This is a genomic window from Legionella antarctica (assembly GCF_011764505.1).
Lineage (GTDB): Bacteria > Pseudomonadota > Gammaproteobacteria > Legionellales > Legionellaceae > Legionella > Legionella antarctica.
Map to the genome: position 1 here is coordinate 3,567,463 of NZ_AP022839.1, position 25,005 is coordinate 3,592,467.

Below are 25,005 nucleotides of genomic sequence, written 5' to 3' on the forward strand. Positions count from 1 at the left end.
TATAAAGCATAGCTGTGCTAAGGGGGTTAGTCTTTTATCTATCCTCGATCCGTTCGGGCTGAGGAAGCGCTTTAGCGCTGTCTCGAAGCCTTGCTGGTCTTGGTGTAGAGGCTTCGAGACAACGTAAACGTCTCCTCAGCCCGAACGGAACTTTAATAATCATTAATCTTATTATGAGCAAAATTGCTTAGACTGACGTGCTATTGGCTGTAAGGTCGCCTGGCATGTTATTCATAGGATAGTTGTGGGAAATTGGATTCGATAAAACCAATACTACCGAATCCAAACCAATTAAAATCTAGGGAAATTGTTTATTATAGCGATTGAATTCCTGCAACTCAAACAAACTCCATTCACGCATATTCAATACTGAACCATTAAAAGCCATGAAGTCAGCACGTGTATCAGGAATATTGTAATAGTAAATATCACTGGCATCGGTGGCCAGAGTGCTCTGATGATTAACAGCAGAAATTTCAGCGACTGATTTATCATGTGTCCTTACAAAACTGCGCTGAGCACGTAAATACCGGCCTTTAAATCGCGCGGCACCCCACAAATCCACTTCAAGTCGATTAACGATACCTGCCAATTGAATTTTTGCTGCTTTTTTAGCCACGACCTTTAAATGATAGCTTTTTACCCAGTATAAACTTAGCCAACCCTCACCATCTACATTCAGTTTAGAGAGCGTAACAAAGCCCGTAAGCTGTACCTTAGGCTTTTCTTTTAAACGAATTTGCAAGTCATGGCTGGTTATACCGCTAATTTTAGTAAGTCCTCCGCCAACTACTTCTAATTTTTGCAAACCAATAGTTCCCCCTAATTGCGTAGTACCCTGGTTGGCTAAATAGAGTTCAAGAAAACTGGTGTGCAACTGGCGTCCTGTAATTAGACCGGAGCCTTTATAACTCAGACGATTAAGAAATCGTCCTCGAATATCGGCATTTACAGCACCATACCGCGGATATCCGTTCCCGACTATCAGATAGAGAGTAGTTCCGCTTACTTCAGTCTTCACTTGCGCCAAATCCCTGGGATCCCCTGTTAAAAGAATTTGTGGCGTTTTATAACCAGTATGTAAATGTATATTAACTCGTCCTTGAACATCAACCTGAGTAAATGCATTGGTTTGTCGGTATTGCTTCGTACTTTTACCCGATTCTTCTGTTGATACAGGAGAAGTTTTTTGCCCATGATGGGTGCAACCCACTAATACACAAACACTTAAAATCAAAAAATAGTACCGCTTGAGCATGTTCTTCATTCCCGTATCAATAATCTCTCTACATTAGAGTAAGTTCTACCAATGTGCAACAACACAGCATGTTTAAAACCAGGACTCCTTGGTAAAATTAGAAAGAACTACCGTATGGGGACAAGAATCTCGAGCTGGATAAGCAGATGCTTTACTTATTAATGACTTTAAGGTTTCATCTAGAGGAATTAAGGATGGCAGCTTAATAAAGACATCAACCAATACTCCATTGTTGCACCCCAGATAAACTTTCTCTGCATTATTTTTACCAAACGATGTTGCAATTAACTCGCGTAAAGTCGCTAACCTTACGGTTTCACCTTTATTTTTAGTGATGTATTATAGTGGACCCCAAAAATGAGACAGTGGTGTAAAATAGAAACCATTGTTAAACGGGGTACCAAGTGGCTAAAAAAAAATTTACATCTGACTTCAAAGCAAAGGTAGCAATTGAGGCATTAAAAAGTCACAAGACGACCAATGAATTGGCATCTGAATTTGAGGTGCATGCAACACAAATCAATCTGTGGAAAAAACAATTACTGGATGGAAGCAAGCAATTGTTTAGCGGCAAGCATGACAAAGACATGGACTCCATCATACAAGAACGAGATCGATTATACACGCAAATAGGCCAGCTAGCGGTTGAGTTAGACTGGCTTAAAAAAAAGACCGGTCATCTAAGTTGAGCGTGCGGGAGAAGCGAGCCATGATTGATGTCAATCACCCTACACTCAGCATCGTACGCCAATGTGCATTGGTTAATTTGTCACGCGCTAGCTACTATCGCACTGCTGGCGAAGGAATATGTACCGAGAGCCCAGAGAATCTGGCTTTGATGGTCTTGATTGATGAGGAATACATGCGCCATCCTTTCTATGGAAGCAGAAAGATGCGTTCTTATTTACGTCGCCTTGGCCATGACGTTAACCGTAAGAGAGTGCAGCGTTTGATGCGGATCATGGGTCTGGTTTCAGTGGCACCAAAGCCGAATACGAGTAAAAAGAACAAGGAACAAAAGGTTTATCCCTACTTGCTACGTGGTTTAGTGATTGATCGACCCAATCAGGTTTGGTGCACCGATATTACCTACGTTAGGATGCAAGGAGGCTTTGTATATTTGGTGGCAATAATGGACTGGTATAGCCGCAAGGTGCTCTCTTGGAAGGTATCAAACAGCATGGATGATGACTTTTGTGTAAGCGCGTTGGAGAGCGCCATCAGGCTCCACGGCAGGCCTGATATTTTTAATACGGATCAAGGCTCCCAGTTTACCAGTAAGGCGTTTACCGATGTTTTAAAAGACCATGACATCAAAATTAGCATGGACGGGAAAGGTCGATGGATGGATAATGTGTTCATTGAACGGCTATGGCGTTCAGTCAAATATGAAGATATTTACATAAAAGAATACGGAACAGTTTTAGCACTACGAAATGGTTTAAGGGTGTATTTCAAGTTTTATAACGACGAAAGACCTCATCAATCATTTGGAATATACACGCCGTCAGAGGTTTATGCTGGCCTATATGAGGCTGCAGCGTAATGGAATGCCTGTGGATATGTGGACGCGTCCTGCGGATCAGCCATCGCCCTTCGGGACATGTGGACAAGCCATGGATAACAAAAAGACGTTATCCACCGCTTGACCACACTCGATGGCTTCGCGCCCACATACCCACAGGCTCAATAACAGGTGTTTCATTAACTGCTATTGTGGTTGACTCGTGTGCTACGCACCCTCGTCAACGAAAGAAAGTAGAATTAAAGTTATATCTTAAATTAAACGGATCGCTGTCTTGACAATGGGGTCCACTGTAGTATTGCCCCAGAGCTGTTTGATCTGCTTCTGTGGCTAACCGCATTGCCAAGGTAAAATAATCATTGGCAGTTAAAATCTGACAAGTACCGTGCTTATTCCATTCATGTCGTTCCAGACAACTTCCATAATGGTAACTGGGCATTATTTTTTTTAGTTTTTCCGCTACAGAAGAATTTAAATCCAGAGGAAAATAAGCGCAATGATTAGAGCGGGGATTTACGCCACAAAATCCATAGCGTTGGCCACAAGCATCCTGGTTGGGCCACAAGCCATGCAGGGTTAGGTGGCTGGCTTGGTAAGAATCTCTCGCCAGGTTCATACATTCGGGTTTTCCTGCTTCATAACCATAAGTTTGACAAAATCCTGACTGAGAACTCAGAGCCAAAACATAAGAGTCAGCCATTCCAACATCCGAAGTACATCGATTGGTATCTCGCTCATGATATTCTGAAACGCCACAATTGCCTCTAACCCAACGTAAGCTGTTATGTTCTTCAGGCAACTCTATTCGTAACCAATCTGGCGGGGTTTTGTTTATTTCTCTGAGAGGATAATGATAGCTTGGTTGTACCATTAAATGACCAGGATTGGATTTACTGTTTTTAGATTTATATGCAGGGCACACTTGTATGGCTTCAAAAGTACCACTAACTGGCATAGAAGCATTGACATTAAAGGTACAGAAAAGCAAAAACAGGGTAATGATTTTTATCATTGCGTCATCCTGACCAAATCTGATATGAACTATTATACATAAGAGAAAAACGAAAGCCAGCACTAGAATTTTAGAGAATAATTTTGGCTTGACGCATTCCTATGTGAAGAGCTCTATAAAAAAAACTCCAATTTATGGAGTTTAATGAGGCTGTCGCTAATTATGTGCTGGGAAACTTTCAAAATTCGAGCCAAGAGCAAATTTGTGGGGATAAGAAGGTCATCGTCAATTCTTGATAAGATTTAGTGAAGATCATTTGCCAGAAGAAAATCTTAATTATCTCAAACTGATTTGCGCTCTAATAACCAGATTCTCTATCTCATTGCTTAGTCATCGCCTACGCGAAAAACCAGGGTTCACTTTTCCTTTTTTTTGGTACATTCTATGATCAGCCACACGGATAATGTCATCAATTATCATCCCGTCTTGAGGAACGCAGGCTATACCTATACTGACACTGCCCTCAATTTTATTCCCCGATAAATTATAGGTCACGTTTAATGCCTTATAAATTTTTTCTGTAGCTAACTCTGCGTTACTGTAGTTCTCAATCTCCGAAATGATAACAATAAACTCATCACCACCGATACGAGCCGCAAAATCTTCTTCCCGGATAGAATTAGATAACCGCTCTGCTAATTTTATTAAAAACAAATCACCAATTTTATGCCCATAGGTATCATTAACTGTTTTAAAAAGATTAACGTCGATAAATAACACTGCAAATTGACGGTTATGGCGTTGCGCTCTGGCCAGTTCATGCTCAAAATGAGTTTCAAATTGGCGTCGATTTGGAAGATTTGTTAATAAATCATAATGCGCTAGATGCTCTAATTGTTTCTGGGCTTTTCTTTGCTCTGTAATACTACGAATGATAACAAGATAGGATTTTTCTTCCTCTTCCAAACCAAAGCGTCTCACGGAAATTCGAAAAAAATGTTCCTCCTCCTGATCAATCAGATAAAATTCGAACTCCGTCCATCCATCGACATGTAAATTAAATAATTGCTAATTTTCATAGCTTGAGTCGGAAGGCCGAATCTTCATCAGCTCGAATATTTCAAGAATATTTTTACCTATCAGAGTAATGTGAGGCACACCAATCAGCTCATCAAATGCTCTATTACACCATTGAATAGTACCTTTTTTATTAGCCCAAATTACCGCCTCATCAATCGCATTAAATACAAGCTCCATTTTTGTAATGGTATTACGCAGGTGGCCTATTTGTTGATTATTTAGTTCTGTCATTTTGCTGATTCCAGGGGTTAAATTAGTGCACCAAATGCCCATTTCCCCTCTTTTTTTTCAGCATAAATAGTATGCTCTGCAGACAGCGACCCACCTGAAGCGTGACAAATTGAAAGTGCTAAAGGTTTACCGAGTAATGTTGGTTTCTCCGTTTTTAAGAACCGTGAAAAACCAATGTCGTGGGCAGTATGAAATGCTTCTGGAATAATCATAAAAAGAGGGTTGCCGACAAGACTATGCTTTTCCCAACCGTACACCTTGTGAAACGTATTATTAATCTGGGTTACTATTTTCCTTCTTCATCTACTAAAATAGCAGGAATATCTTCTTGAGCAATCATTTCTGACAATTGTGTAGGCATATCTTAAATCCTTTTAATTTTATACAAGTGTAGCATGTGTTTTTACTATCGTAATGCTGTTCCTAACAATAAAAACAAGGATACTCTTCTCCCAAAGCATTCCTCAAGATGAACCTGCTTACTCGAAACAAGAATTAATAATACTCCGCGGTAAACTCAATGATCGTGAAGACTAATTGGTAATCAAATCAATGCTCATTTCAAGGTTGCAGAAAAAACATAATGGCACACAAGGTTAAAATATGCCGAAAATTCAATTAGCAAGTTATGCATGAAGAGCAGAAATTATAAGCTTAAAAAGGATTAATTGGAGGTAATATTTGCGGTTTTCGTTTTGTTCTGACCCGAGTTCGCTTTACCGAATAAACAGCTCTCAATAACTCATCTCCACGCCATAAATTTTTATCTTCACTGCCATACAAAACCTGTGAAAGTATCTGCAGTTGTTTTTTTAAATACGCATCTCGAACCAATCTGGTCAAGTCAGTCAGATTTAATAAGGGAGCATCTGGCCAATGCAGGGCAGCCCATTTTAGTAAAGCATCACGTGCATTTTGTGGGTTACCTTGCGAACAGGCTTTATCTAACTCTTCTAAAGCTCTTTTATACTGACCTTTACCTAAATTTCTTGAGCGTCGCTGCCATCCCCATAATCCCAAGGTAACAATCCAGGCCAGGGCAAAAAGAGCCGCTACAATCCAGGCCCAATTATCAGATGTTGAAGAAGAGGATCGGGAGGCAGAAGGGGATTGTTGGGTTACATTATCCCTGTTGACTGTTGGATAAGCAGTATTTTTCACTGCTTCTGAACTTGATGGAGTAATCTCCAGACTTCTTGGAGCTAAAATTGCCGTTTCTTCCTTTCCGGTCTCTGTGTTAAACCAGGGGAGACTTAATTCAGGAATCGTTACTTTGCCTGCTTTGTTAAATAAATAAGTCACCTTAATTTCGGTGGTACCAACCAATTCGCCATGTTTTACCTGGTTATGATCAGCACCTTTTTCAGGATAAACGCTAAATGTATCTGTTTCGCTAAAATCAAGAGTAGGTAGTAATTGAGCAGGGATAGCAACACCTTCCAAGGTAATTGTTCTCGTCAACGTACTTCCTTGGCTAATATTTTGACTGGAGTTTTCATAGTGCTCACTTAACCTGACCTGTTTAGCTGGTAACCATGTTTTCCCTTTATATTGATCCGGAACTGATTGTACTTTCAAATTGACAGGTTTGTCTTTTGCCTGGATGCGTTGAGGGTCAATATCATAAACCAGTGCAGTAAAGATAGGGGAAGTTATTTTTAAAGGGCCGCTTTTTTGCGGAAAAATAGCATAGCTTTGTTCCTCAACCATGTAATTAGTATTGTTTTGCATTTTTTGATAGCGCTTTTGTTCACCTAATGGGATCAGCAATGCATCTTCCACCTGGGGACCTTGATAATCTGCATTTAATAGCTGTTTGCTGTTATATAATCTAACCGTATATATAATTTGCTGGTTAATATAAGGTTTTTTTTCATCAACCTCTGCAGTCAGGATCACGTCCTGCGATTGTGATGAATCAATTTGCACGTCTTGAGTTTTGGAGCCAGCCTCCACATTAATGGTGATTGGGGTACTTTGCTCCAACCCGATTTTTATCGCAGGTATCGTTAATGTACCCATCTTCCTTGCTCTTAAAGCAACCACCCACTGGCTGGATGATTGGGCTTGTCCATTGATAATCGAATAATTAACATTTCTTTCTGTACCCAAAATAACAAAATCTTTTTGTAGAGCAGTTAGATCAGGCACCCCCCCATTCTGCGTATCCGTTTGAATTAAGGTTAATTTAAATGCTTCCCCCATAGTAACCTGAGAAGGATCAACCTGCACTTGAATATCGGCTTGTGCCAACACGCTGAATAAACTTAAAAAAGCCCATATGATTAATTTGTTCATCGATACCACCCACGCTCTCTTCTTAAATGATCACGTAAAAATTTCTCTCTCATCAATCCACCCGGATCATCCGGGATTAAGCGTAACCATTGTTCTTTTGCTTTCTGTTTCTCTTTATCCGCCTGGGATTGCTCTTTCCCTTCTTTTTTTTCTTTATCTTTTTTATTTTGATCTTGTTTTGGATTCTGCTGCTGCTCGTTAGTTTGATCTTTGTTTTGTTGATCTTTGTTTTGTTGATCTTTGTTTTGTTGATCTTTGTTTTGTTGATCTTTGTTTTGCTGATCTTTGTTTTGTTGATCTTTGTTTTGCTTATCTTTGTTCTGCTGATCTTTGTTTTGTTGATCTTTGTTTTGCTGATCTTTGTTTTGTTTTTTTTCTTTATCTTTCTTTAAAAGATCTTTAATTAAGTTACGATTATAAATGGCATCCTGATTATTGGGATTTAATGCTAAAGCTTTCTCATAAGCTTTTATAGCCTGTTCATATTGGCCTAAATGAGCTAATGCATTACCTTGATTATAATAGCCTTCCTCATTATTAAGGTCTTTAAACAACTCTAAAGCATGCTGATAATCTCCAGATTTGTATGCAGCTGCTGCAGCCCAATCTTTGCGTTCAAAGGTATCCTTTGCTTGAGCAAACTGTCCTTTTTCCATTAAAAATTGTGCCTGTTGATCTGGGGTATACCACAAGTCCTGCCAGCTCCATGCCAAAGCCTGAGAGGATAATAATGAGGTTATTAGAAAGATCAAACAACGCATCATGCTGCCACCCTCTGTAACCAGCCACGCTGAAATACGGGTAATAAAAAAAGTAATGCACCGATTAAAAACCAACGCCCTTCATCACGCCAAAGTGGAACATCATCTTCCAGACTAAGAGCAAAAAATTTGTTTTTATTGCTTGCATTTATCCATTGATCTAAATCGCTTGAATCAGGCGAATACTGTATTAATTGCCCATGACCAGATGCCGCAAATTGCTGAAACAATGGATTTAAATTTCTATCTGCTTTCACTGGCATGATTGAGGATGTAATACCTTGCTGAGCTAATTTTTTTGCTGTTTCCATAGCTTTAGAAGAAGGGGTATCCGCAGTTAAAACCAGGATCTGTCCCTGTTTATAACCCGCTTGCTCAATCAAGTGACTCGCTTCCTTCAATGCAAAATCCAGTTTATGCCCGCCTACAGGCATAATATCGGGGGTCAATGTAGATAATAGTGAAGAAATCGTTTGCCCATCGTCTGTTAATGGAGAGACTACAAAAGGTTCTGCTGTAAATACGACTAGCCCTATTTGCCCTATATCTTTACGTTCAAATAAATCATGCAATTTAAATTTAGCACGACTCAAACGGTTGGGGGTTAAATCAGAAATCATCATATTAGAGGACATATCTAATACCAAAACTCTTGGCAATATGGGTTTATAAGTTGGCACCGATAGTTTATACCAGGTAGGGCCTGCCATACTAAAAATCATACACAAAGCACTCAAAAATAAAAAGGATAAAGAGGTCATGCGCTTACCCTGCCCTTTTTTCTGCAATAGATGCGCAAGCAAATGACTATCACATACCTCACTCCACGCATGTAATTTGGGAGTTTGCCGCCATAGAATTACAGCAAGTCCTAGTAAAGGGATTATGACCATGAGCCACCAGGGTCTTAAAAAATGAAATTCAGCTATCATGATTTAAACCCCTCCCTTCGCTGAATAAACGAATTCATTTCTGAAGCTAAATGAGCTTTGTCCCCCATCCAATAAAAACATAGGAGCAAAGCAAATCCAACAAACCAGGGATAATAGTCTTTTTGAGGACGAATAGTTGCTTGTTCCTGACTGGTTGTTTCCAGCGCATTAATCGTTTTATAGATTGCTTGTAACGTTTCTGTATCTGTGGCCCGGAAATAACGACCGCCCGTCATATCTGCCATTTCCTTTAAGGTTTCTTCATCCAGATCCGCAGACGCATTGAGGATTAAAAAATCATTGGACAGGGCTCTGGGATCAGCTTCGGAGCCTAAGCCTATGGTATATATTTTAATTCCATCGTCTTTAGCTAACTCTGCTGCTTTTAAGGGTGCCAATACTCCAGAATTGTTAGCTCCGTCTGTTAACAGAATAATAATTCGTCCTGTGTCTGGTACATTCTCCAAGCGTTTCACCGCCAATCCGACAGCATCACCAATTGAGGTTGTTTTACCAGCAAGACCGGCTGTTGCGTCTTCAATACGCATTAAAACACTATGCCGATCGTAAGTTAGAGGTGTCTGCAAATACGCACGGGTACCAAACAAAATTAAGCCGATTCTATCGCCAATTCTATCCTGAACAAATTGTTCAGCAGCACGCTTAACAACGGTCAAACGGCTTGTTGCGCGCCCATGCAATAACATATCATTTATTTCCATGCTACCTGATAAATCAAGAGCCATCATAATATTATAACCTTCCCGAACCATCGGTCTTGGTTCACCAACCCAACGAGGCCCCGCTAAAGCAAAAACTAATAATAACCAAATTAGAGCCGGAATTAACAAGAGTGATTGAGCTGAAGCAGAGCGCTTCTCCTGCTCTACAATCCCTAACATCGCCTCAAAAAAAGGAACTTTTAACGCAGCTGGAAGCTTTACCCGGGCACGAGGTAATAAATACCAGCATAGCAAAGGCAGGGGAAGAAGCAGCAATAACCATGGAGAGGCTAATTCGAACATGGAGCTCCTCTTTGTTTTATCCAACGCTGTGCACGCGTGATGAGTGGTTTGAGATTCACTGTCTCAGATGTTTTAAAAGGCGAATCCAAGAGCATCGATTTAACCGGTTTAAAATCAATTCCCTTAGAGGTTTGATTTAAAAACTCCACCCATGCATCGCCAATAATACTGGCAACTTCGGACCGCGGATAATATACCAGGGCCACTCGTCTCAACAACTCAGAAATCCGGGCACTGGCTAATGGTGCATTTTGATCTTTTTCATATTGCTCTTTGTAGCTTTTGAGTAATTGAAGCGCTTGTTTTTTTGCTAAAGCATTAGCATGTCTTTTATAAGTAACATAAATCAGGGTTATTATTAAAAACAAAATAAAGAAAATTAGTACGTAATAACCGGAGGCTAAGGGCCACCAGCCAATCGATTCTGGAAGATGAATGTCTTTTAATTGCGCTAACGCATCTGCTTTAGCCACGAGTCCTCCTGGGAAAAGTCTGACGAACCAATGGTGCTAAATCCGTATCGGACATGACTTGTACATATTGAATTTTTAAGCGTTTAAATTGCTCTTTTAATTGTTCTATTCTTTGCTGACAATAGAGTTCATATGCTGTATTCACCGCTTCCAGAGAGGTATCGAGGATTAGTTCCTGCTGTCCGTTGGTAATGGCATATTGCTGAGGTTTGGGGGGGGCAAGCTCCACAGGATCACAAATATGGTAAGCCAAGATATCATTATGGGCACGCAATCGATTCAAGTGTTGCTCACACTCGCTATCCATGGAATAAAAATCACTGATTAAGACTAAAACACTCCCCGGTCTGATTACCCGTCGTAATCTGACCAAGGCATCACTTAGCATTCGAGGCTTTTCAGCGCGTTGCTCATCAGTCTGTGCAGTATATTGGCTCAGAGATGCGAGTAAAGGAAGCACTCCCGAATCACGCCCTCGTGGAGTAAATTCACTATGCTGAGTAGCTGAGAAAAAAAACCCGCCAATCCGATCACCTTGCTTCATTACTGTCCAGGCTAATATGGACGCTAATCGTGCTGCTATCACTGATTTAAATGCGATTTTAGTACCAAAAATCATGGAAGGATTGAAATCAGCTAAAATCACTACCGGACGCTCTCGTTCCTCTTGATAAATTTTGACGTGAGGTCTTCCGGTGCGAGCCGTGACTCGCCACTCCATATGGCGAATTTCATCACCCGCCTGATAATTTCTTACTTCGGCAAAATCCATACCCCGACCACGTAATTTAGACAAATGAGTTCCAGAGCGTAGAGCCCTCATTTCAGGTTGATATTGAACCGATTGAGCATAGCGTCTGAGACTTATTAATTCGTTTAATTCTGCGGTAACACCATCAGCCATAAAAACCTCTAAGGGATAGCAACCAAACGTAATAAGGCATCGATAAAATCATCGCTGCTTACACCTTCAGCTTCGGCCTCAAAACTTAACAAGACCCTATGACGCAACACATCATGGGCAATAGCATGAAGGTCATCTGGGGTCACATAATCTCGACCAGCAAGCCAGGCATGGGCTTTAGAGCATCGATCCAAGGCAATAGTGGCCCGTGGACTGGCTCCAAAACGTAACCATCGACCTAACTCCTCACTGTAGACAGCTGGATTACGTGTTGCAATCACCAACTGTACCAGATAATTTTCTAAAGCTTCGCTGGTGTGCACCTGAAGTACTTGCTTTCGCGCCTCAAAAAGAGTTTTCTGGGATAGTTTTGCTGTTTTTGTTGTTTTTGCTGCAGAAGTTCCCAATGCTTCTTTTCTGGCTAAGGATAAAATTTCATGTTCAACTTTAGCATCAGGGTAACCAATCTTCACATACATTAAAAATCGATCTAGTTGTGCTTCCGGTAGAGGATACGTGCCTTCTTGTTCAATGGGGTTTTGCGTTGCCATAACTAAAAATAATTCAGGCAAAGGATATGTTTTACCACCAATAGTCACTTGTCTTTCTGCCATCGCCTCAAGTAAAGCAGATTGAACTTTAGCTGGAGCCCGATTAATTTCATCTGCAAGGATAAGGTGATGAAAAATAGGGCCTGGTTGAAATACAAACGAACCATTTTGCGGATGGTATACATCCGTTCCTGTCAAATCACCGGGCAATAAGTCTGGTGTAAATTGAATTCTATGGGAGTCTCCCTCAACCCCGTCCGACAACTCTTTAACCGCTCGTGTTTTCGCTAAACCAGGAGCACCCTCTACTAACAAGTGGCCGTCAGCAAGCAAGGCAATTAACAGTCGGGAGATCAAACCCTTTTGACCTAAAATCTGCGAATTAAGATGGCTACTTAGCTGCAACACCTGCTGTTGCACAGAAGCCACGATTTTATCGTCTAACTGCTCCATTACATTCACCCTTTTAAAAAAATATAATCCTAACGTGAATCGAGTCAGATGCCAAGTATGGTAAATTATCTTATAGTCCCTTACTCGGTGTTATATAAAAACTCTTACATAGACTGCAAAGCCATGCAATAAAACGCGGCTAACAATTAACTGTTGTATTCAAACTTTGGCGCCACATACCAAGAATCTCTTTCATGTTAAATAATCATTTTGTAATTCTAAAGGCATCATTTCCTGCACGCGCTCATACAAGGAAATAATTTCTTCACAAAATACGTGCAATTGCTGCTGATTTTCCCACAAATCATAATCAATCCCTTTATTAAATACCTGTTGGCGCGATAATGTCTTTAGAAGTATCAATTCCTGGCTGGAAAAACCGAGATGACTATTTAACTCAACCAGCTCCATTAAATTTTTGTATTCTTTTATCGGTCTATGCTCGTGCAGACAGTATGCCTTGAAAGTAAGTTGAAATGCGGCATACATCAATGAAGTAACTGGGGATAACTCATCAATGGCTTCTGTGCTTCTAATTATCCCGCTGCTTCTCTGCTGCAGTAAATAATCTGCAGAATAGGCATGTTGTGTCGCTATACTAAGTAATTCCAAAGGAGATAAGTACCGCTTGTCCATAATAGAGTGTTTCCTATAACGTACTCATTCATACTGGATGTATGGTAAAATGAAATGCAATTATATCCTTGAATTCTTTCCATGCACACCTTTATTAACACCCCCTGGAAAATAGGCTCATTAACCCTCCCCCACAGGCTGATTCAAGGTCCTTTGGCGGGTTACAGCTGCGCTCCATTCCGGGAGTTGTTCTCTCATTTTCTCCCTCCTGCTTTTTGCGTCACAGAAATGAGTTCGGCAATTGACATACTCCACAAACACGCTCCTCAATCCCGTTACCTATATCGCTCCCCCAAAGAAAAAATTCTGGCGTATCAAATTTCTGGTAACGACATGCACATCATGGCACAGGCAGCCCTGCTCCTGGAAACCCAAGGCGCAGATTTAATTGATATCAATTGTGGTTGCCCCAAAACAAAAATTCGAAAAAAAGGAGCAGGAAGTGCCTTGTTGGAAGAGCCGAAAAAATTAGTCGACATCATTAAAAAAGTACGGGAAACAATCTCCATCCCCTTGACGATTAAAATTCGCATCCAAGGCAATGAAAACGATATGGTACTGGCAAAAAAAATAGCAGAGGCAGGAGCCGATGCGCTCATCGTTCATGGCCGACGCTGGATGGATGATTATGATATTGAGTGTGACTTACACCAAATCGCCCAAATCAAACAACACATTCATATTCCGGTGATTGCCAATGGAGATATAAGTAATTCAGTTACGCTTAAAAAGGCTTTAGAAATCAGTGATTGCGATGCATTTATGATAGCCCGGGCTGGAAGCGGCTGTCCCTGGCTCTACCAGGAACTGCTGGAACAACAACCAATAAAATTAAACCAATCTGAAAAAATAAAACTTTTTATCCAACATCTGGAAGGCTTGGCTCACCTTGAAGATGAATTTAAAGCGGTGCTACAGAGTAGGTCTCTGGTACGTTATTATTTCAAAAAACAGCTGGATCTCCAGCAATTAGCGCAATTTTATAAACTTCGTTCTTTGGAAGAGATAACTCTTTATCTGCAACAAGCTACGTTTGAATAGTATTTTCGCCTGGATAATCTGATAAATCACCTCAAGTCCTGGTAGCAAAAACAACCTCTCCATTTATTCCAAAACCCAAGCTACACAGTTTGGTCATGGTGGCTATGTAGCTTGGCTCCGTTGCTTACCAAAACCCTAAAACATCTCCCTTCCTGCCGTATGTGACGATATGGCATAGATTTTCTTATTGAATAAGCTACAGAAATTAGCAAAAAAAACCTTTGCTACTACCATTGACTTGGATAAATGTAGTTTGGTCTCTGTGTAAACGGCTTTAATATCTTCTGGTTGTAGATGGCGATGCAGGTGCTCTAAATAGTCTGGATGTTGGAGCCAGCGCTGAATCAAATTGGTATCAATTTCCAAATGAAATTGGAGCCCGATACTATTATAATTATAACAAAATGCTTGCACACATTGACTGTTGTCTAAAATAACATCAATACCTGGAGCAGTCTTATTTGCAAATTGATGCCATTGAAAAACATGTATTGGCTGATCAAATGACCCAAATAAATTATGCTCACCACATTTGTCTATTCTTGTCCATCCGAACTCAGGCTTGTCTAAAGCATAACAGCTCCCCCCCAAGGCCATGTTCAACAATTGTGATCCCAAACAAATTCCTAATATTGGCACTCCTTTAAGAATTGCTATCTGCAATAACTCTATTTCGTGAGTTAGGTGTGGATACAAATCAATCTCGCTGGGATGCATAGCACCACCTAATATGACAACTCCATGATAGCGATTCATATCCACTCGTTGATGTGGCGATCTGGCAAAATTGACATAGCGAACACGCAGCTTCATTCTCTTTAAGGTATGAATAATTATACCCAATGGCTCATATGGAGAATGTTGTAGGACCAGAATTCGAACCATTATCAATAGTACTTATTTTCAGCATGTGATTTAAAAAGTATAGAATAATTTTTAATTAACAATCAGCAAAAATGTTCAAATGGATTTTCTTATGAAAAAATGGCTTGAATTTATTCATCTCTGTCCTTAGCCAACTCTTTTAAATCAAAACGAAATCTTTTAAAAGTCCTTATTGTAATGTAATACCCTCGAATGTTACCCCATCAAACTCCTACCTCCATCCACTTTTAATGTCTGACCGGTGATAAACGGATTTTGGGCCAAGGCTAAAATTGCCTGAGCAATATACTCTGGTTTGCCATGAGTTTTTAGAGGAGTATTGGCGATAATTTTTTCTTTTTCAGCCTCGTTCAATGCATTCGCATCCTCTGGCCAAATCGTTGCACCTGGAGCAACTGCATTAACCCTGACTTCTGGAGCAAACTCACGAGCCAAGGTTTCTGTTTGCATTTTTAAGGCCGCTTTACTCTGGCAATATACTGAATATCCTTTAAGCGGTTTTTCAGCGTGGATATCCGTTATATTAACAATAGCTCCTTGCTGAGCCTTTAAGAAAGGATATGCCGCAAGACTAAGTAAATAGGGTGCTTTTACATTAGTATCGAAAAGAGTCTGCCAATCTTTTGGATTAAGGGAATGATCCTCTGTACGCATAAAAACTGCTGCGTTATTAACTAATAAATCCAGGCGACCAGCCCAGTCAATAATGGTGGTCATCATTACCTGAGAGGCCTCATGTTCAGTGAGTTCTCCAGGTAAAATAAAGGCACTGTCTACTCGCAAATTGTTCAACTGAACAGCAAGAGCATGGGCATCATCCAAGGTGCGGCGACAGTGAATCACTACCTTGTATCCTGATTCATGTAGCTTTTTTACTATGGCAGCACCTATGCGCCGCGCTCCACCAGTTACCAAAGCCACCTTCGCTTCTTGTTTGTTTGCTTGATTCAAGGTATGTTCCCCATTTTAAATCATTTAATCAATTATGAGTCTAATACAAACGCTGCACACACATCTGGTCGAACAGCAGGAAATGCCCTTTATGGAGTTCATGCAATTGGCACTCTATGCTCCTGGTGAAGGCTATTATAGTTCGGGCTTGCAAAAACTGGGCAAGCAGGGAGATTTTATTACGGCCCCTGAATTAACCCCTTTATTTGGCCAGACCCTTGCTAACCAATGCCAACAAATACTGTCTACTTTGGTGTCGCCGGTTTTATTTGAATTTGGTGCGGGTTCCGGCACACTTTGTGTCGATATCTTAAGCCACTTGGAACAACTCCGTTGCTTGCCCGAATCTTATTATATTCTCGAAGTAAGTGCCAATCTACGTCACCGTCAGCAGGAGCTGATCCAGCAAAAAATACCGCATCTTGCTGCTAAAGTACAATGGCTGGAACGTTGGCCAGAAACCCCTTTCAATGGAGTGATTATCGCCAACGAAGTATTAGACGCCATGCCAGTAAACCGATTTATGTTATCCGACAGTGGCATTCTGGAAAGCTATATTACCCTTAATGAGCAAAAGCAATTACGAGAAATTTTTAAACCCAGCCTGAATCAACGCTTACTGGCCTATATAAACCGTCATCTATCCCTGCTTCCTACACCTTATCTTTCAGAAATGAATCTGTTTCTTGATGACTGGTTAGTAAACCTTTATCACATGTTGCACCAGGGCGTTGTACTGTTAATTGACTATGGTTTTCCCAGACATGAGTACTATCACCCCGATCGCAACCAGGGGACTTTAATGTGCCATTACCAACATCATAGCCACCCGGACCCCTTGATGCATCCCGGTGAACAAGACATTACAGCTCATGTCGATTTTACTCATGTCGCAGAAGCAGGACAGCAGGCTGGATTTCATATTGCAGGGTATACTAATCAAGCCTCTTTTTTGCTGGCAAACGGTTTGTTAAGCTTAGTCCATAGCCAGAAGAATGAGCGCGAACAATTTCGGGCAAAACAGGCAATAAAACAATTAACCCAACCCAGCGAGATGGGTGAGTTATTCAAGGTAATGGCCCTGACCCGTGATATAGAAATCGATTTGTACGGGTTTCAATTACACGATAAACGAGTGAGTTTATAACGATGAAAAAATATCTGACTACAGTGGAATTACAAAAAGAGTCTATGAAGTTTTCCGCAGGCCATACCACTATTTTCTCTGCAACAGAAAGAGAGCCACTTCATGGTCATATGTACGGTGTCTACCTGGCGTTAACTACCTGGGTGGAAGAAAACGGTATGACTTTCGATTACCGTTACTATAAAGAGCGCATTCATAAATTATGTCGCCAGCTAAATCAGACTTTTCTGATGCCTCAATTTTCTCCCTTTTTAGAATATGGTGAAGACCCAGAGTATTATTATTTTACCTTTAATCATAAAAAAATCCCCTTTCTTAAAGAAGATGTAACTCTAATGCCTTTGACCAACATTACTGTTGAAGAGTTATCACGCTGGTTTGTAAACGAACTTGTTAAAGAACATGAAGAGCTGGATAGGCATCGTATCGAAAAAGTAGTCGTAAAAATTTTTTCTGCCCCAGGCCAATCAGCAAGTCACGAATGGCATAGAAATTAAATGGGCGGGGCGTACCAAATATGTATTCCCCATACCAGCCGAGATTATTTCGACTATGAAGCACCGGGATTAGCTCCGTGCACAGGCGCCCGAGTATGGGTGCCTTTTCGCAATCAAACACGGCTGGGAATAGTCATTGGTGCAGCATCAACCCAACATACAGGGATTACCTTAAAAAGCATCAGCACCATTATTGATGACCAGCCTTTAATTACAACTGATTTATTAGCCCTTTGTCTATGGGTTAGCAGTTATTACCAGTCACCCTTGTCTGAAGTCTTGCCTCTTGCTCTACCTAAAAAATACCGTTTGGGTCAACCCTGTCAGTTGCCGATGGACGATTTTTATCAATTAAAAATGCCAGTGGAAGAAGCCAAAACACTTATCTCCAACCGCGCTCGTAAACAGAGGGAGCTTATTGATTTTTTAAGTTCACAACCAGACAAAGTTTCCAAACAACGACTGTCCAGGAATGGTTTTAATTCAAGCCAATTAATGGCATTACTTTCAGCCCAGATTGTTTCTTTATCGCAACAAATTATTATTCCAGAAAGAGTTGATCTGGAGCTCACCCCGCCCCTAACGCTTAATCCTGAGCAAGCAGTGGCCGTAACCGCAATAGCCGATCATCTCCAGCACTACCAAAGTTTCTTGTTACAAGGAGTTACTGGCAGCGGCAAGACAGAAGTATATTTGCAAGTAATTGCCCAGGTTCTTAATCGGGGGAAACAAGTACTGGTATTAGTACCTGAAATTGGTTTAACTCCTCAATTATTATCACGTTTTACGGCTCGCTTTAATCAACCCATTGCGGTGATTCATTCCAGTTTAAACGAATCAGAACGACAAATTGCCTGGCAACTGGCTAAAGAAACCCGGGTCAAAATGATAATTGGTACTCGTTCTTCTGTTTTTACTCCGATGCCTGACTTGGGTTTGATCATTATTGATGAAGAACATGATGCGTCTTTAAAACAAATGGAAGGAGTGCGTTACTCTGCTCGAGATACCGCACTCATGCGCGCCCATCATGCCAATATCCCCATTATTTTGGGCTCAGCAACGCCAAGCCTGGAAAGCGTACATAATTGCAAACAAAATAAACACATTTTATTAAAACTTAACCATAAAGCTTTATCAACAACCCCTCTTCATTACCAGCTAATCGACTTACGCTCTCAGGTACTACAAAATGGCCTGGCAGCCCCAACCTTAAAAGTAATAGAAGAACACTTACACAAACAGAATCAGGTATTGGTTTTTATTAACCGCCGTGGCTATGCTCCTGTGATACTGTGCCATCAATGCGGGTGGATGGCTGATTGTCGTGCATGTGATAGCCACTTAACCCTGCACAGGCAACGTGGCCAGATGATTTGCCACCATTGTGGATTAACCCAAAGAGTTCCCGTTTGCTGTCAACAGTGTAACAGTACGGAGTTAATTCCAGTAGGGGCTGGTACGCAGCGTGTACACGAATTTTTAAGCGCTCGATTTCCTGATACCAATGTACTGCGTATCGATCGTGATGAAGTACGTAAAAAAAATTCTCTGGATGCTCATCTCGACAAAATAAACAAGGGCGAAGCGCAACTTATTGTTGGCACACAAATGCTGGCCAAAGGTCACCATTTTCCCTGCTTGTCTTTAGTCGTCGTTCTGGATGCTGATGCCGGTCTATATAATCAGGACTTCAGAGCAGTTGAACATTTAGGACAACTGTTAACCCAGGTTTCAGGGCGGGCAGGACGAGCAGAACAGGCAGGTGAGGTCCTCATCCAGACCCATTTACCCAATCATCCTTTACTTAATCTGTTAATTCAGCAAGGTTATGATGAATTTGCCGATGCCTTACTGACCACTCGCCAACAGGCAGAATTGCCTCCGTATCATTTTTTGGCCGTGATTAGAGCTCAGGGTAAAACTATAGGGCAGGTATTAAAATTTTTACATGCAACTAAAGATCAAATCAAGACACATCGCCTTACTGTTATGGGTCCGGCGCCAGCTCCCATGCCTCGCAAAGCAAATCAACATCGCATGCAATTATTAATTAAGTCGCCCTCCAGAAAAGTGCTTAAAGGCTCATTGACCCAGCTAAGAGAGTGGTTAACAATAACCAAATTAAGTAACGGCATTCGCTGGAATGTGGATGTTGATCCTATGGACCTATCATGACTGATCATAAAATTTCGCTCCATGAAAAAACTTTTGCCATTGCCTGGGGGGATATGGACGCCCTGGGGCATGTGAATAATGCTCGTTATTTTGATTATTTTCAGGAAGCGCGGATTGAATGGTTAAGAGAGACTAATATTCACCTGACAGGAGACATAGGCCCTGTAGTGGTTCATGTGGCCTGTACTTTTTTAAAACCTGTCATTTATCCAGCCACTGTAACGATACGCAGTAATTTAAACACCCTTGGTAATTCCAGCATGATCATGGATCATGATTTGTATCAAGGAGAGCTTCTGATGGCGCAAGGAATCAGTAAAATAGTATGGGTAGATTATAATCAAAACAAATCAGTGCCCTTACCAGAGAGCATCCGTAAACTGTTTGGATAACTTGCGCCAAAAGAGCAGTTGGTCCTACCGCTCATCACAAACGGTAAAGTACCCATGCCGGTAGGGGTTGGAACGGGCACGAAATTCGTAGTCCCGACAGCGTTGCCCGTGATCATCACTGTAACGTTTTTGCAAACGAAAGACGAAATCAGCAAAATTCATATCCTGCTGCCACTCCTGAGCATTCCTTTGCTTTTGTTCATCATCCATTTTATTTAAGAATTTACTTAGTTTACTGGTATACCCTGTACCCATAGCACACAAAGATACCAAAAGGATTGCCATTATTTTCTGAATCATATTGAACACCATAAAAACATTTGAGACAATATTAAACCACATGAGCACATATAAATCTATAAATACCCATTTTGAAAAAAAGATAAAATATTATAATAGATAAAAGAGTGATTTAGGTTTTGAAAAATAGAGCAATTACTTCCTTTTTCTTAACAATACCCATTCATACCCCTGATGCCTCAATGAAAGGTGTTGCCGAAGGACAAAAAAAGTACTGAGTCGTTGCCTCAGAATAGGTGTTGCTTTTGAAAGATTTTATTCCAGTTAAAAAATATTTGTTATTGAGCCTGGTGGGTATGTGGGCGAGAAGCCTGTGAGAGTGAACAACAGCTGTGGGTAACGTATTTTCGTTATCCATAGCTTTGTTCATACGTCCCGTAGGGCACAGGCTGATCCGAAGGACTCGTCCATCATTTCCACAGGCTTTATTTTTACTTTCTTCCAAGTTTTTCATTAAATGGCCTTTCTCTGTTTTGTATTTTGAACATTCACTAGCTTAAATAGTAATTTTAGCTTCTTTTGGATGGTTTTTTGTAAATCGAATGGGTCAAGTGTAATAAATTTATCCTGCAGCGTTTTTTTCTGCTCTAAAGTAAGGTCGCTTGATGTCATTAATCGTTGATAGGGAGTTTGCGCTTTGTCGTATTTTTTCTTAATGTTTGATTCAATACGTACTTTATCAACGAGTTTAATACAAGGGTAGAAAAAATTAAAAAGATGAGATATTTCATTAGCATATAAATCATTCATCAGTTTGACTAACTTAGGATTATCAAAGCGATGATAACCAAAGACTTGCCGTACGTGAGTCCAGTTTTTTTGTTCAACATGTGCATTATCGTTACTATGATAAGGTCTTGAGCGTGTAAATTGAATCGACCGTAGTTTTTCTGGGCGCTCAGTAAAATAACGAACAAGATGCCAATTGAGAAACTCTGAGCCGTTATCACAATCAAAACCTTTTATTTCAAAAGGTAAATGGGCTTCTATATCTTGAATCCCTACCATGATGATCCCAGTCGCTCCTTTGTTCCAAGCTGCACGCATCTCTGTCCAACCGCTGAAAATATCCGTTAACGTAATTGACCAGACAAAATCACCCATCAGTGAAGTACCACAGTGTGCGACAGTATCTGCCTCCATAAAATCAACTTGTTTGGAGTCCCACTGATTTGTACTAATCGGAATTTTTTTCCTTAGAAGGCTCCCGGGTTTAGTTCCACTTAAACCTTTCCCATATCGAATTTTAATGGGTTTTAGTAAGCGATCAATAGTAGCAGCACTCATTGATAGTAGTTGAGTCGATACATCTTCCGGTAAGGTCTCATGATGCTTCTCATAATGTGGTAACCACAAAGGCAGTGCCCTGTTTAAGCGCTTACCACACATCTGATCTGTAGCAAGCCATATCTTTTTAAGCGGCTCCAATAAGACATCAGGATTATAAGTTTTCTTTTTACCTGGTTTTTTAGGTTTTTTATCTGAAATGGGCGCCTGTCTTAGTAACCGCGCTGCTGCTTTACGATGATAACCATGGGTTTCGCAAAACTCATCCAATAGACGTTTTTTCACCGCACGATTACCACGACGATAACGACAACGCTGTGTTTTTAAATATAAATCCATGCAAACTGCTCCCATTTTGATTCTCCCTTCGGCAACAGGTAATTTGAGGCAATTCGACCTAAATATTTATAAGTCCTTGTTAATATTTTGTTAAGTAATAAGGTCTATACTCAATACTGTCCCTCGCCTTGGAAGTTAATATGAAAATAGTTATATCAGCGTTACATTTTACAACCCGAAATAAAGTTTCCCTTAAATACTTTGAAAAATTGGATGAGTATAGGCTATGTACGTATGATAATACTGAAAGTCCTTTAAAAGGCGAAGGCGAAGCTGCATGTTTAACTGTTCAAAATTTCATAACAAACGAACTTAACAAATTTGGTAAAAATGAAGTAACTGAAGTGATTATTCTCACTGATTTTAATTTAGGATTCTCATCGACTCTTATATGCAGCAACATACCTCTTTTAAATGATTTCATGAACTCGTTTCAAGACGAGCATGGTCAGCAATATAAGGCACAAAATAAACGCACGAGAGACTTCAATTCACCGGCAGCTGCAAGTGCGGCATCACCTTCTTTCATTCCTGTTAGCTTCTATTTTGAAGGTGCAGCAAGTGATAGAGATCCTCACTCACAAAAGCCACAGAATACTATAGAAGAAATTATTGAACAATTTGGAAATGAAAAGCAACTGAAACTCACAACCTATTTTTCTACGATTAGAAACCTGGCCAAAGGGACACCCACCCCAAATCGAACTCCTGATAGCTCTAAGGGAATTTTATCTTCCCCCCCAAGCAGAAAAACCCTAAGCATTTCATCTTTTAAAACCGATGACGCACAGAGTTCAAGTACTCCTGCTTTTAGCTCATCTGCGACACCAGCACGCTTCTCAGCCTCTGCATCGCCTCCGTGTCGAGCCAGCTCAGCTTTGGGCAGTGGTTTCGTACCTTCACTTCCCTTTTTCTCTGCCATAACTCCCCAAGATAGAACTAATTCCCATTATGAGTTTCCAAAGTCAGACACCCTACCAACAGAAAATGGTAGACGCACGCTAACTAATGTTAATGAAGAATTGCACCCGTTAAATGATGGGGAGCTAGGAGAAACTATTGTTAATTTTACACAAGCTTTACACATTGGTGAGCACACGGTGAACCCCTTAGCGATTCCAGCAAGACCTAATTCATTTTTTGATTCAGGTGCAGAGCAAGAACGTACCTCACCTCCTCCGTCACAATTACATCGCTTTAATCTCCTGATGAAACCTGTTCCCACTCGACATGCTTTGAGCATTGAAATAAATGACAGTAGATCAGCTTTGTCCAATTCCTAATTCAATTAAAGTAATTTATTTTTGATAACCGATTTCCATAAATTGGTTATCAAAAAGATTAAACCGCTATAGGTGCTTTAATAGCTGGATGACATTGATAATTTTCGAATTCAAAATCATTATAATTGTATTCAAATAAAGAGCTGGGCTTTGATTTTATCCGTAAAGAAGGTAAAGGTAGCGTTTGCCTGGTTAATTGAGTTCTTGTTTGTTCCAAATGATTAAGATATAAATGGCAGTCTCCTCCCGTCCAGATAAAATCCCCTGCATCAAGATTGCATTGCTGAGCCACCATATGGGTTAGTAAAGAATAAGAAGCAATATTAAACGGCACCCCAAGAAACACATCTGCAGAACGCTGATAAAGTTGACAGGAAAGCGTGTTATTGGCTACATAAAATTGAAATAGTGCATGACAGGGCATTAAGGCCATTTGATCTAACTCACCGACATTCCACGCGCTGATAATTAAACGACGCGAATCAGGATTGGTTTTAATCTGTTGCACAATCTCGGACAATTGATCTATAGTGCGGCCATCAGTCGTTGGCCAGCTCCTCCATTGACGACCATAAACAGGACCCAAATCACCATTTTTATCAGCCCATTCATCCCAAATAGTCACGCCATTTTCTTTTAAATAAGCGATATTGGTATCCCCGCGTAAAAACCACAATAGCTCATGGACTATACTGCGCATATGCAATTTCTTGGTGGTGAGTAAGGGGAACCCATCATTCAAATCAAAACGCATTTGATAACCAAAAACGGATAAGGTCCCCGTACCTGTTCTATCGGTTTTTTTCGTGCCGTGCTGTAAAATATGCTCTAACAACTGCAAGTAAGTTTTCATTTATTAACCCGCCATAACCAAAATCCAAAGATAAGCATGGGAACAGACAAGATCTGCCCCATGGTCAACCAGCCAAAAGCGATAAAGCCTAATTGAGGATCCGGTTGTCGAAAACATTCAGCAATCAGGCGACAAACCGCATAACCCATTAAAAATACGGCCGATACTCTTCCTGTAGGTCTTGGTTTGGCAGCATAGCACCAAACCAGAATAAACAAACCAATGCCCTCGAGTCCAAACTCATAAATTTGTGACGGGTGGCGTGGCTGTTCGTCGACATGACTAAAAACCATGGCCCAGGGAACATCAGTCACTCTTCCCCATAGCTCCCCATTAATAAAATTCCCCACCCGGCCAGCAGCTAATCCCAAAGGAACCAAGGGGGCAACAAAATCACCGACTTCCCAGAATTTTTTACCAAACCTGCGCGCAAATATCCATACAGCGACAATCACTCCTATTAACCCACCATGGAAGGACATTCCACCTTCCCAAATTTTAAATAATACCCAAGGCTGATGGAGCAATGCCTGAGTGTTATAAAACAACATATAACCAATACGCCCACCCAGGATTATTCCTAGAGCCGCATAAAAGATCAAATCACTAATCTGCTCGGTAGTCCAATTCAGTTTATAATGTTTCATCCGCCAGTAAGCCATTAACCAGGCACCGACAAAACCTATCAGATACATCAAACCATACCAATGAACTTTTATCGGCCCCAACGATATGGCCACAGGATTTATATAGGGAAAAGTAAACATATGAAT

At 40.7% G+C, this 25,005-nt stretch carries 25 protein-coding genes and 2 pseudogenes; 7 read left to right on the top strand and 20 right to left on the bottom strand.

From position 1 onward, the window contains the following. Positions 1-298 precede the first annotated feature (298 nt). Positions 299-1,258 carry a GIN domain-containing protein gene (locus HRS36_RS16770; protein WP_173238227.1) on the bottom strand — a complete coding sequence of 320 codons (960 nt, stop codon included), beginning with the start codon at positions 1,256-1,258 and terminating at the stop codon, positions 299-301. A gap of 404 nt (positions 1,259-1,662) precedes the next feature. Between HRS36_RS16770 and HRS36_RS16775 the strand changes: the two are divergent. Then, positions 1,663-2,804: pseudogene (locus HRS36_RS16775) on the top strand (IS3 family transposase). Between the two features lie 274 nt (positions 2,805-3,078). Here HRS36_RS16775 and HRS36_RS16780 read toward each other — a convergent pair. The 12 genes and pseudogenes from HRS36_RS16780 to HRS36_RS16835 form a co-directional block, all read right to left on the bottom strand. After that, a pseudogene (locus HRS36_RS16780) lies at positions 3,079-3,795 on the bottom strand (ribonuclease T2 family protein); the annotation flags it as partial. 330 nt (positions 3,796-4,125) lie between these two features. Then, positions 4,126-4,716 carry a GGDEF domain-containing protein gene (locus HRS36_RS16785; RefSeq protein ID WP_173238229.1) on the bottom strand — a complete coding sequence of 197 codons (591 nt, stop codon included), beginning with the start codon at positions 4,714-4,716 and terminating at the stop codon, positions 4,126-4,128. An 87-nt stretch (positions 4,717-4,803) separates the two neighbouring features. Continuing rightward, entirely contained in the window at positions 4,804-5,046 is a 243-nt protein-coding gene (locus HRS36_RS16790) for a PAS domain-containing protein (RefSeq protein WP_173238230.1), read from the bottom strand. 17 nt (positions 5,047-5,063) lie between these two features. Beyond that, positions 5,064-5,258 carry a hypothetical protein gene (locus HRS36_RS16795; RefSeq protein ID WP_173238231.1) on the bottom strand — a complete coding sequence of 65 codons (195 nt, stop codon included), beginning with the start codon at positions 5,256-5,258 and terminating at the stop codon, positions 5,064-5,066. A gap of 442 nt (positions 5,259-5,700) precedes the next feature. Beyond that, complete coding sequence (locus HRS36_RS16800; protein ID WP_173238232.1) at positions 5,701-7,344, bottom strand: protein BatD; 1,644 nt, start codon at positions 7,342-7,344, stop codon at positions 5,701-5,703. Continuing rightward, positions 7,341-8,108, bottom strand: coding sequence for a tetratricopeptide repeat protein (locus HRS36_RS16805; protein ID WP_173238233.1), 768 nt, complete (start codon positions 8,106-8,108; stop codon positions 7,341-7,343). The genes HRS36_RS16800 and HRS36_RS16805 overlap by 4 nt, the downstream gene beginning before the upstream one ends. After that, entirely contained in the window at positions 8,105-9,037 is a 933-nt protein-coding gene (locus HRS36_RS16810; RefSeq protein WP_173238234.1) for a vWA domain-containing protein, read from the bottom strand. Before HRS36_RS16810 ends, HRS36_RS16805 begins: the two co-directional genes overlap by 4 nt. Continuing rightward, positions 9,034-10,062: a VWA domain-containing protein gene (locus tag HRS36_RS16815; protein WP_173238235.1), complete on the bottom strand. Its 1,029-nt coding sequence runs from the start codon at positions 10,060-10,062 to the stop codon at positions 9,034-9,036. The genes HRS36_RS16810 and HRS36_RS16815 overlap by 4 nt, the downstream gene beginning before the upstream one ends. Beyond that, positions 10,050-10,535 carry a DUF4381 domain-containing protein gene (locus tag HRS36_RS16820; protein ID WP_173238236.1) on the bottom strand — a complete coding sequence of 162 codons (486 nt, stop codon included), beginning with the start codon at positions 10,533-10,535 and terminating at the stop codon, positions 10,050-10,052. The genes HRS36_RS16815 and HRS36_RS16820 overlap by 13 nt, the downstream gene beginning before the upstream one ends. After that, a complete protein-coding gene (locus tag HRS36_RS16825) occupies positions 10,528-11,439 on the bottom strand; it encodes a DUF58 domain-containing protein (protein ID WP_173238237.1) in 912 nt (303 codons plus the stop codon). Before HRS36_RS16825 ends, HRS36_RS16820 begins: the two co-directional genes overlap by 8 nt. 8 nt (positions 11,440-11,447) lie before the next feature. After that, the gene (locus tag HRS36_RS16830) at positions 11,448-12,443 is read right to left on the bottom strand and encodes an AAA family ATPase (protein WP_173238238.1); all 996 of its coding nucleotides are present in this window, start codon (positions 12,441-12,443) and stop codon (positions 11,448-11,450) included. A 192-nt stretch (positions 12,444-12,635) separates the two neighbouring features. After that, on the bottom strand, positions 12,636-13,079 hold the full coding sequence (locus HRS36_RS16835; RefSeq protein WP_173238239.1) for a hypothetical protein: 444 nt from the start codon (positions 13,077-13,079) through the stop codon (positions 12,636-12,638). 81 nt (positions 13,080-13,160) lie between these two features. On the opposite strand from HRS36_RS16835, the gene HRS36_RS16840 reads away from it, so the two are divergent. Beyond that, positions 13,161-14,120: a tRNA dihydrouridine synthase gene (locus tag HRS36_RS16840; RefSeq protein WP_173238240.1), complete on the top strand. Its 960-nt coding sequence runs from the start codon at positions 13,161-13,163 to the stop codon at positions 14,118-14,120. Between the two features lie 135 nt (positions 14,121-14,255). Here HRS36_RS16840 and HRS36_RS16845 read toward each other — a convergent pair whose 3' ends face one another. Both HRS36_RS16845 and HRS36_RS16850 read right to left on the bottom strand, forming a co-directional pair. Further along, on the bottom strand, positions 14,256-15,005 hold the full coding sequence (locus HRS36_RS16845; protein ID WP_173238241.1) for a type 1 glutamine amidotransferase: 750 nt from the start codon (positions 15,003-15,005) through the stop codon (positions 14,256-14,258). A gap of 195 nt (positions 15,006-15,200) precedes the next feature. Beyond that, positions 15,201-15,956, bottom strand: a complete 756-nt coding sequence (locus HRS36_RS16850) for a pteridine reductase (protein ID WP_173238242.1) — start codon at positions 15,954-15,956, stop codon at positions 15,201-15,203. Positions 15,957-15,990: 34 nt separating this feature from the next. Between HRS36_RS16850 and HRS36_RS16855 the strand changes: the two genes are divergently transcribed. From HRS36_RS16855 to HRS36_RS16870, 4 genes are read left to right on the top strand one after another with little or no spacing between them, the layout of a single operon-like run. Then, the gene (locus tag HRS36_RS16855) at positions 15,991-17,103 is read left to right on the top strand and encodes a class I SAM-dependent methyltransferase (protein WP_173238243.1); all 1,113 of its coding nucleotides are present in this window, start codon (positions 15,991-15,993) and stop codon (positions 17,101-17,103) included. A 2-nt stretch (positions 17,104-17,105) separates the two neighbouring features. After that, a complete protein-coding gene (locus HRS36_RS16860) occupies positions 17,106-17,600 on the top strand; it encodes a 6-pyruvoyl trahydropterin synthase family protein (RefSeq protein WP_173238244.1) in 495 nt (164 codons plus the stop codon). Continuing rightward, complete coding sequence (locus HRS36_RS16865) at positions 17,601-19,778, top strand: primosomal protein N' (RefSeq protein WP_173238245.1); 2,178 nt, start codon at positions 17,601-17,603, stop codon at positions 19,776-19,778. It begins immediately after the preceding gene. After that, on the top strand, positions 19,775-20,170 hold the full coding sequence (locus tag HRS36_RS16870) for an acyl-CoA thioesterase (protein WP_173238246.1): 396 nt from the start codon (positions 19,775-19,777) through the stop codon (positions 20,168-20,170). Before HRS36_RS16865 ends, HRS36_RS16870 begins: the two co-directional genes overlap by 4 nt. 24 nt (positions 20,171-20,194) lie before the next feature. On the opposite strand, the gene HRS36_RS16875 is transcribed toward HRS36_RS16870, so the two are convergent. The 3 genes from HRS36_RS16875 to HRS36_RS16885 all read right to left on the bottom strand — a co-directional run bounded on the left by HRS36_RS16875 (position 20,195) and on the right by HRS36_RS16885 (position 22,111). Beyond that, the gene (locus HRS36_RS16875; protein WP_420814311.1) at positions 20,195-20,470 is read right to left on the bottom strand and encodes a hypothetical protein; all 276 of its coding nucleotides are present in this window, start codon (positions 20,468-20,470) and stop codon (positions 20,195-20,197) included. Positions 20,471-20,633: 163 nt separating this feature from the next. Continuing rightward, the gene (locus HRS36_RS16880; protein ID WP_173238247.1) at positions 20,634-20,924 is read right to left on the bottom strand and encodes a hypothetical protein; all 291 of its coding nucleotides are present in this window, start codon (positions 20,922-20,924) and stop codon (positions 20,634-20,636) included. Beyond that, complete coding sequence (locus HRS36_RS16885) at positions 20,924-22,111, bottom strand: integrase (RefSeq protein ID WP_173237137.1); 1,188 nt, start codon at positions 22,109-22,111, stop codon at positions 20,924-20,926. The genes HRS36_RS16880 and HRS36_RS16885 overlap by 1 nt, the downstream gene beginning before the upstream one ends. A gap of 125 nt (positions 22,112-22,236) precedes the next feature. On the opposite strand from HRS36_RS16885, the gene HRS36_RS16890 reads away from it, so the two are divergent. Further along, positions 22,237-23,379 carry a hypothetical protein gene (locus HRS36_RS16890; protein ID WP_173238248.1) on the top strand — a complete coding sequence of 381 codons (1,143 nt, stop codon included), beginning with the start codon at positions 22,237-22,239 and terminating at the stop codon, positions 23,377-23,379. A gap of 58 nt (positions 23,380-23,437) precedes the next feature. On the opposite strand, the gene thyA is transcribed toward HRS36_RS16890, so the two are convergent. Further along, positions 23,438-24,232, bottom strand: coding sequence for a thymidylate synthase (thyA, locus tag HRS36_RS16895; RefSeq protein WP_173238249.1), 795 nt, complete (start codon positions 24,230-24,232; stop codon positions 23,438-23,440). Beyond that, positions 24,229-24,999: a prolipoprotein diacylglyceryl transferase gene (lgt, locus tag HRS36_RS16900; RefSeq protein WP_173238250.1), complete on the bottom strand. Its 771-nt coding sequence runs from the start codon at positions 24,997-24,999 to the stop codon at positions 24,229-24,231. The genes thyA and lgt overlap by 4 nt, the downstream gene beginning before the upstream one ends. Positions 25,000-25,005 lie beyond the last annotated feature (6 nt).

What these genes read in the sequence shown, in the direction of transcription:
- HRS36_RS16770 (WP_173238227.1), bottom strand. Translation starts at nt 1,258, where the DNA reads ATGCTCAAGCGGTACTATTTTTTGATTTTAAGTGTTTGTGTATTAGTG.
- HRS36_RS16790 (WP_173238230.1), bottom strand. Translation starts at nt 5,046, where the DNA reads ATGACAGAACTAAATAATCAACAAATAGGCCACCTGCGTAATACCATT.
- HRS36_RS16795 (WP_173238231.1), bottom strand. Translation starts at nt 5,258, where the DNA reads ATGATTATTCCAGAAGCATTTCATACTGCCCACGACATTGGTTTTTCA.
- HRS36_RS16800 (WP_173238232.1), bottom strand. Translation starts at nt 7,344, where the DNA reads ATGAACAAATTAATCATATGGGCTTTTTTAAGTTTATTCAGCGTGTTG.
- HRS36_RS16805 (WP_173238233.1), bottom strand. Translation starts at nt 8,108, where the DNA reads ATGATGCGTTGTTTGATCTTTCTAATAACCTCATTATTATCCTCTCAG.
- HRS36_RS16810 (WP_173238234.1), bottom strand. Translation starts at nt 9,037, where the DNA reads ATGATAGCTGAATTTCATTTTTTAAGACCCTGGTGGCTCATGGTCATA.
- HRS36_RS16815 (WP_173238235.1), bottom strand. Translation starts at nt 10,062, where the DNA reads ATGTTCGAATTAGCCTCTCCATGGTTATTGCTGCTTCTTCCCCTGCCT.
- HRS36_RS16825 (WP_173238237.1), bottom strand. Translation starts at nt 11,439, where the DNA reads ATGGCTGATGGTGTTACCGCAGAATTAAACGAATTAATAAGTCTCAGA.
- HRS36_RS16830 (WP_173238238.1), bottom strand. Translation starts at nt 12,443, where the DNA reads ATGGAGCAGTTAGACGATAAAATCGTGGCTTCTGTGCAACAGCAGGTG.
- HRS36_RS16835 (WP_173238239.1), bottom strand. Translation starts at nt 13,079, where the DNA reads ATGGACAAGCGGTACTTATCTCCTTTGGAATTACTTAGTATAGCGACA.
- HRS36_RS16840 (WP_173238240.1), top strand. Translation starts at nt 13,161, where the DNA reads ATGCACACCTTTATTAACACCCCCTGGAAAATAGGCTCATTAACCCTC.
- HRS36_RS16845 (WP_173238241.1), bottom strand. Translation starts at nt 15,005, where the DNA reads ATGGTTCGAATTCTGGTCCTACAACATTCTCCATATGAGCCATTGGGT.
- HRS36_RS16855 (WP_173238243.1), top strand. Translation starts at nt 15,991, where the DNA reads ATGAGTCTAATACAAACGCTGCACACACATCTGGTCGAACAGCAGGAA.
- HRS36_RS16860 (WP_173238244.1), top strand. Translation starts at nt 17,106, where the DNA reads ATGAAAAAATATCTGACTACAGTGGAATTACAAAAAGAGTCTATGAAG.
- HRS36_RS16865 (WP_173238245.1), top strand. Translation starts at nt 17,601, where the DNA reads ATGGGCGGGGCGTACCAAATATGTATTCCCCATACCAGCCGAGATTAT.
- HRS36_RS16870 (WP_173238246.1), top strand. Translation starts at nt 19,775, where the DNA reads ATGACTGATCATAAAATTTCGCTCCATGAAAAAACTTTTGCCATTGCC.
- HRS36_RS16875 (WP_420814311.1), bottom strand. Translation starts at nt 20,470, where the DNA reads ATGATTCAGAAAATAATGGCAATCCTTTTGGTATCTTTGTGTGCTATG.
- HRS36_RS16880 (WP_173238247.1), bottom strand. Translation starts at nt 20,924, where the DNA reads ATGAAAAACTTGGAAGAAAGTAAAAATAAAGCCTGTGGAAATGATGGA.
- HRS36_RS16885 (WP_173237137.1), bottom strand. Translation starts at nt 22,111, where the DNA reads ATGGGAGCAGTTTGCATGGATTTATATTTAAAAACACAGCGTTGTCGT.
- HRS36_RS16890 (WP_173238248.1), top strand. Translation starts at nt 22,237, where the DNA reads ATGAAAATAGTTATATCAGCGTTACATTTTACAACCCGAAATAAAGTT.
- thyA (WP_173238249.1), bottom strand. Translation starts at nt 24,232, where the DNA reads ATGAAAACTTACTTGCAGTTGTTAGAGCATATTTTACAGCACGGCACG.
- lgt (WP_173238250.1), bottom strand. Translation starts at nt 24,999, where the DNA reads ATGTTTACTTTTCCCTATATAAATCCTGTGGCCATATCGTTGGGGCCG.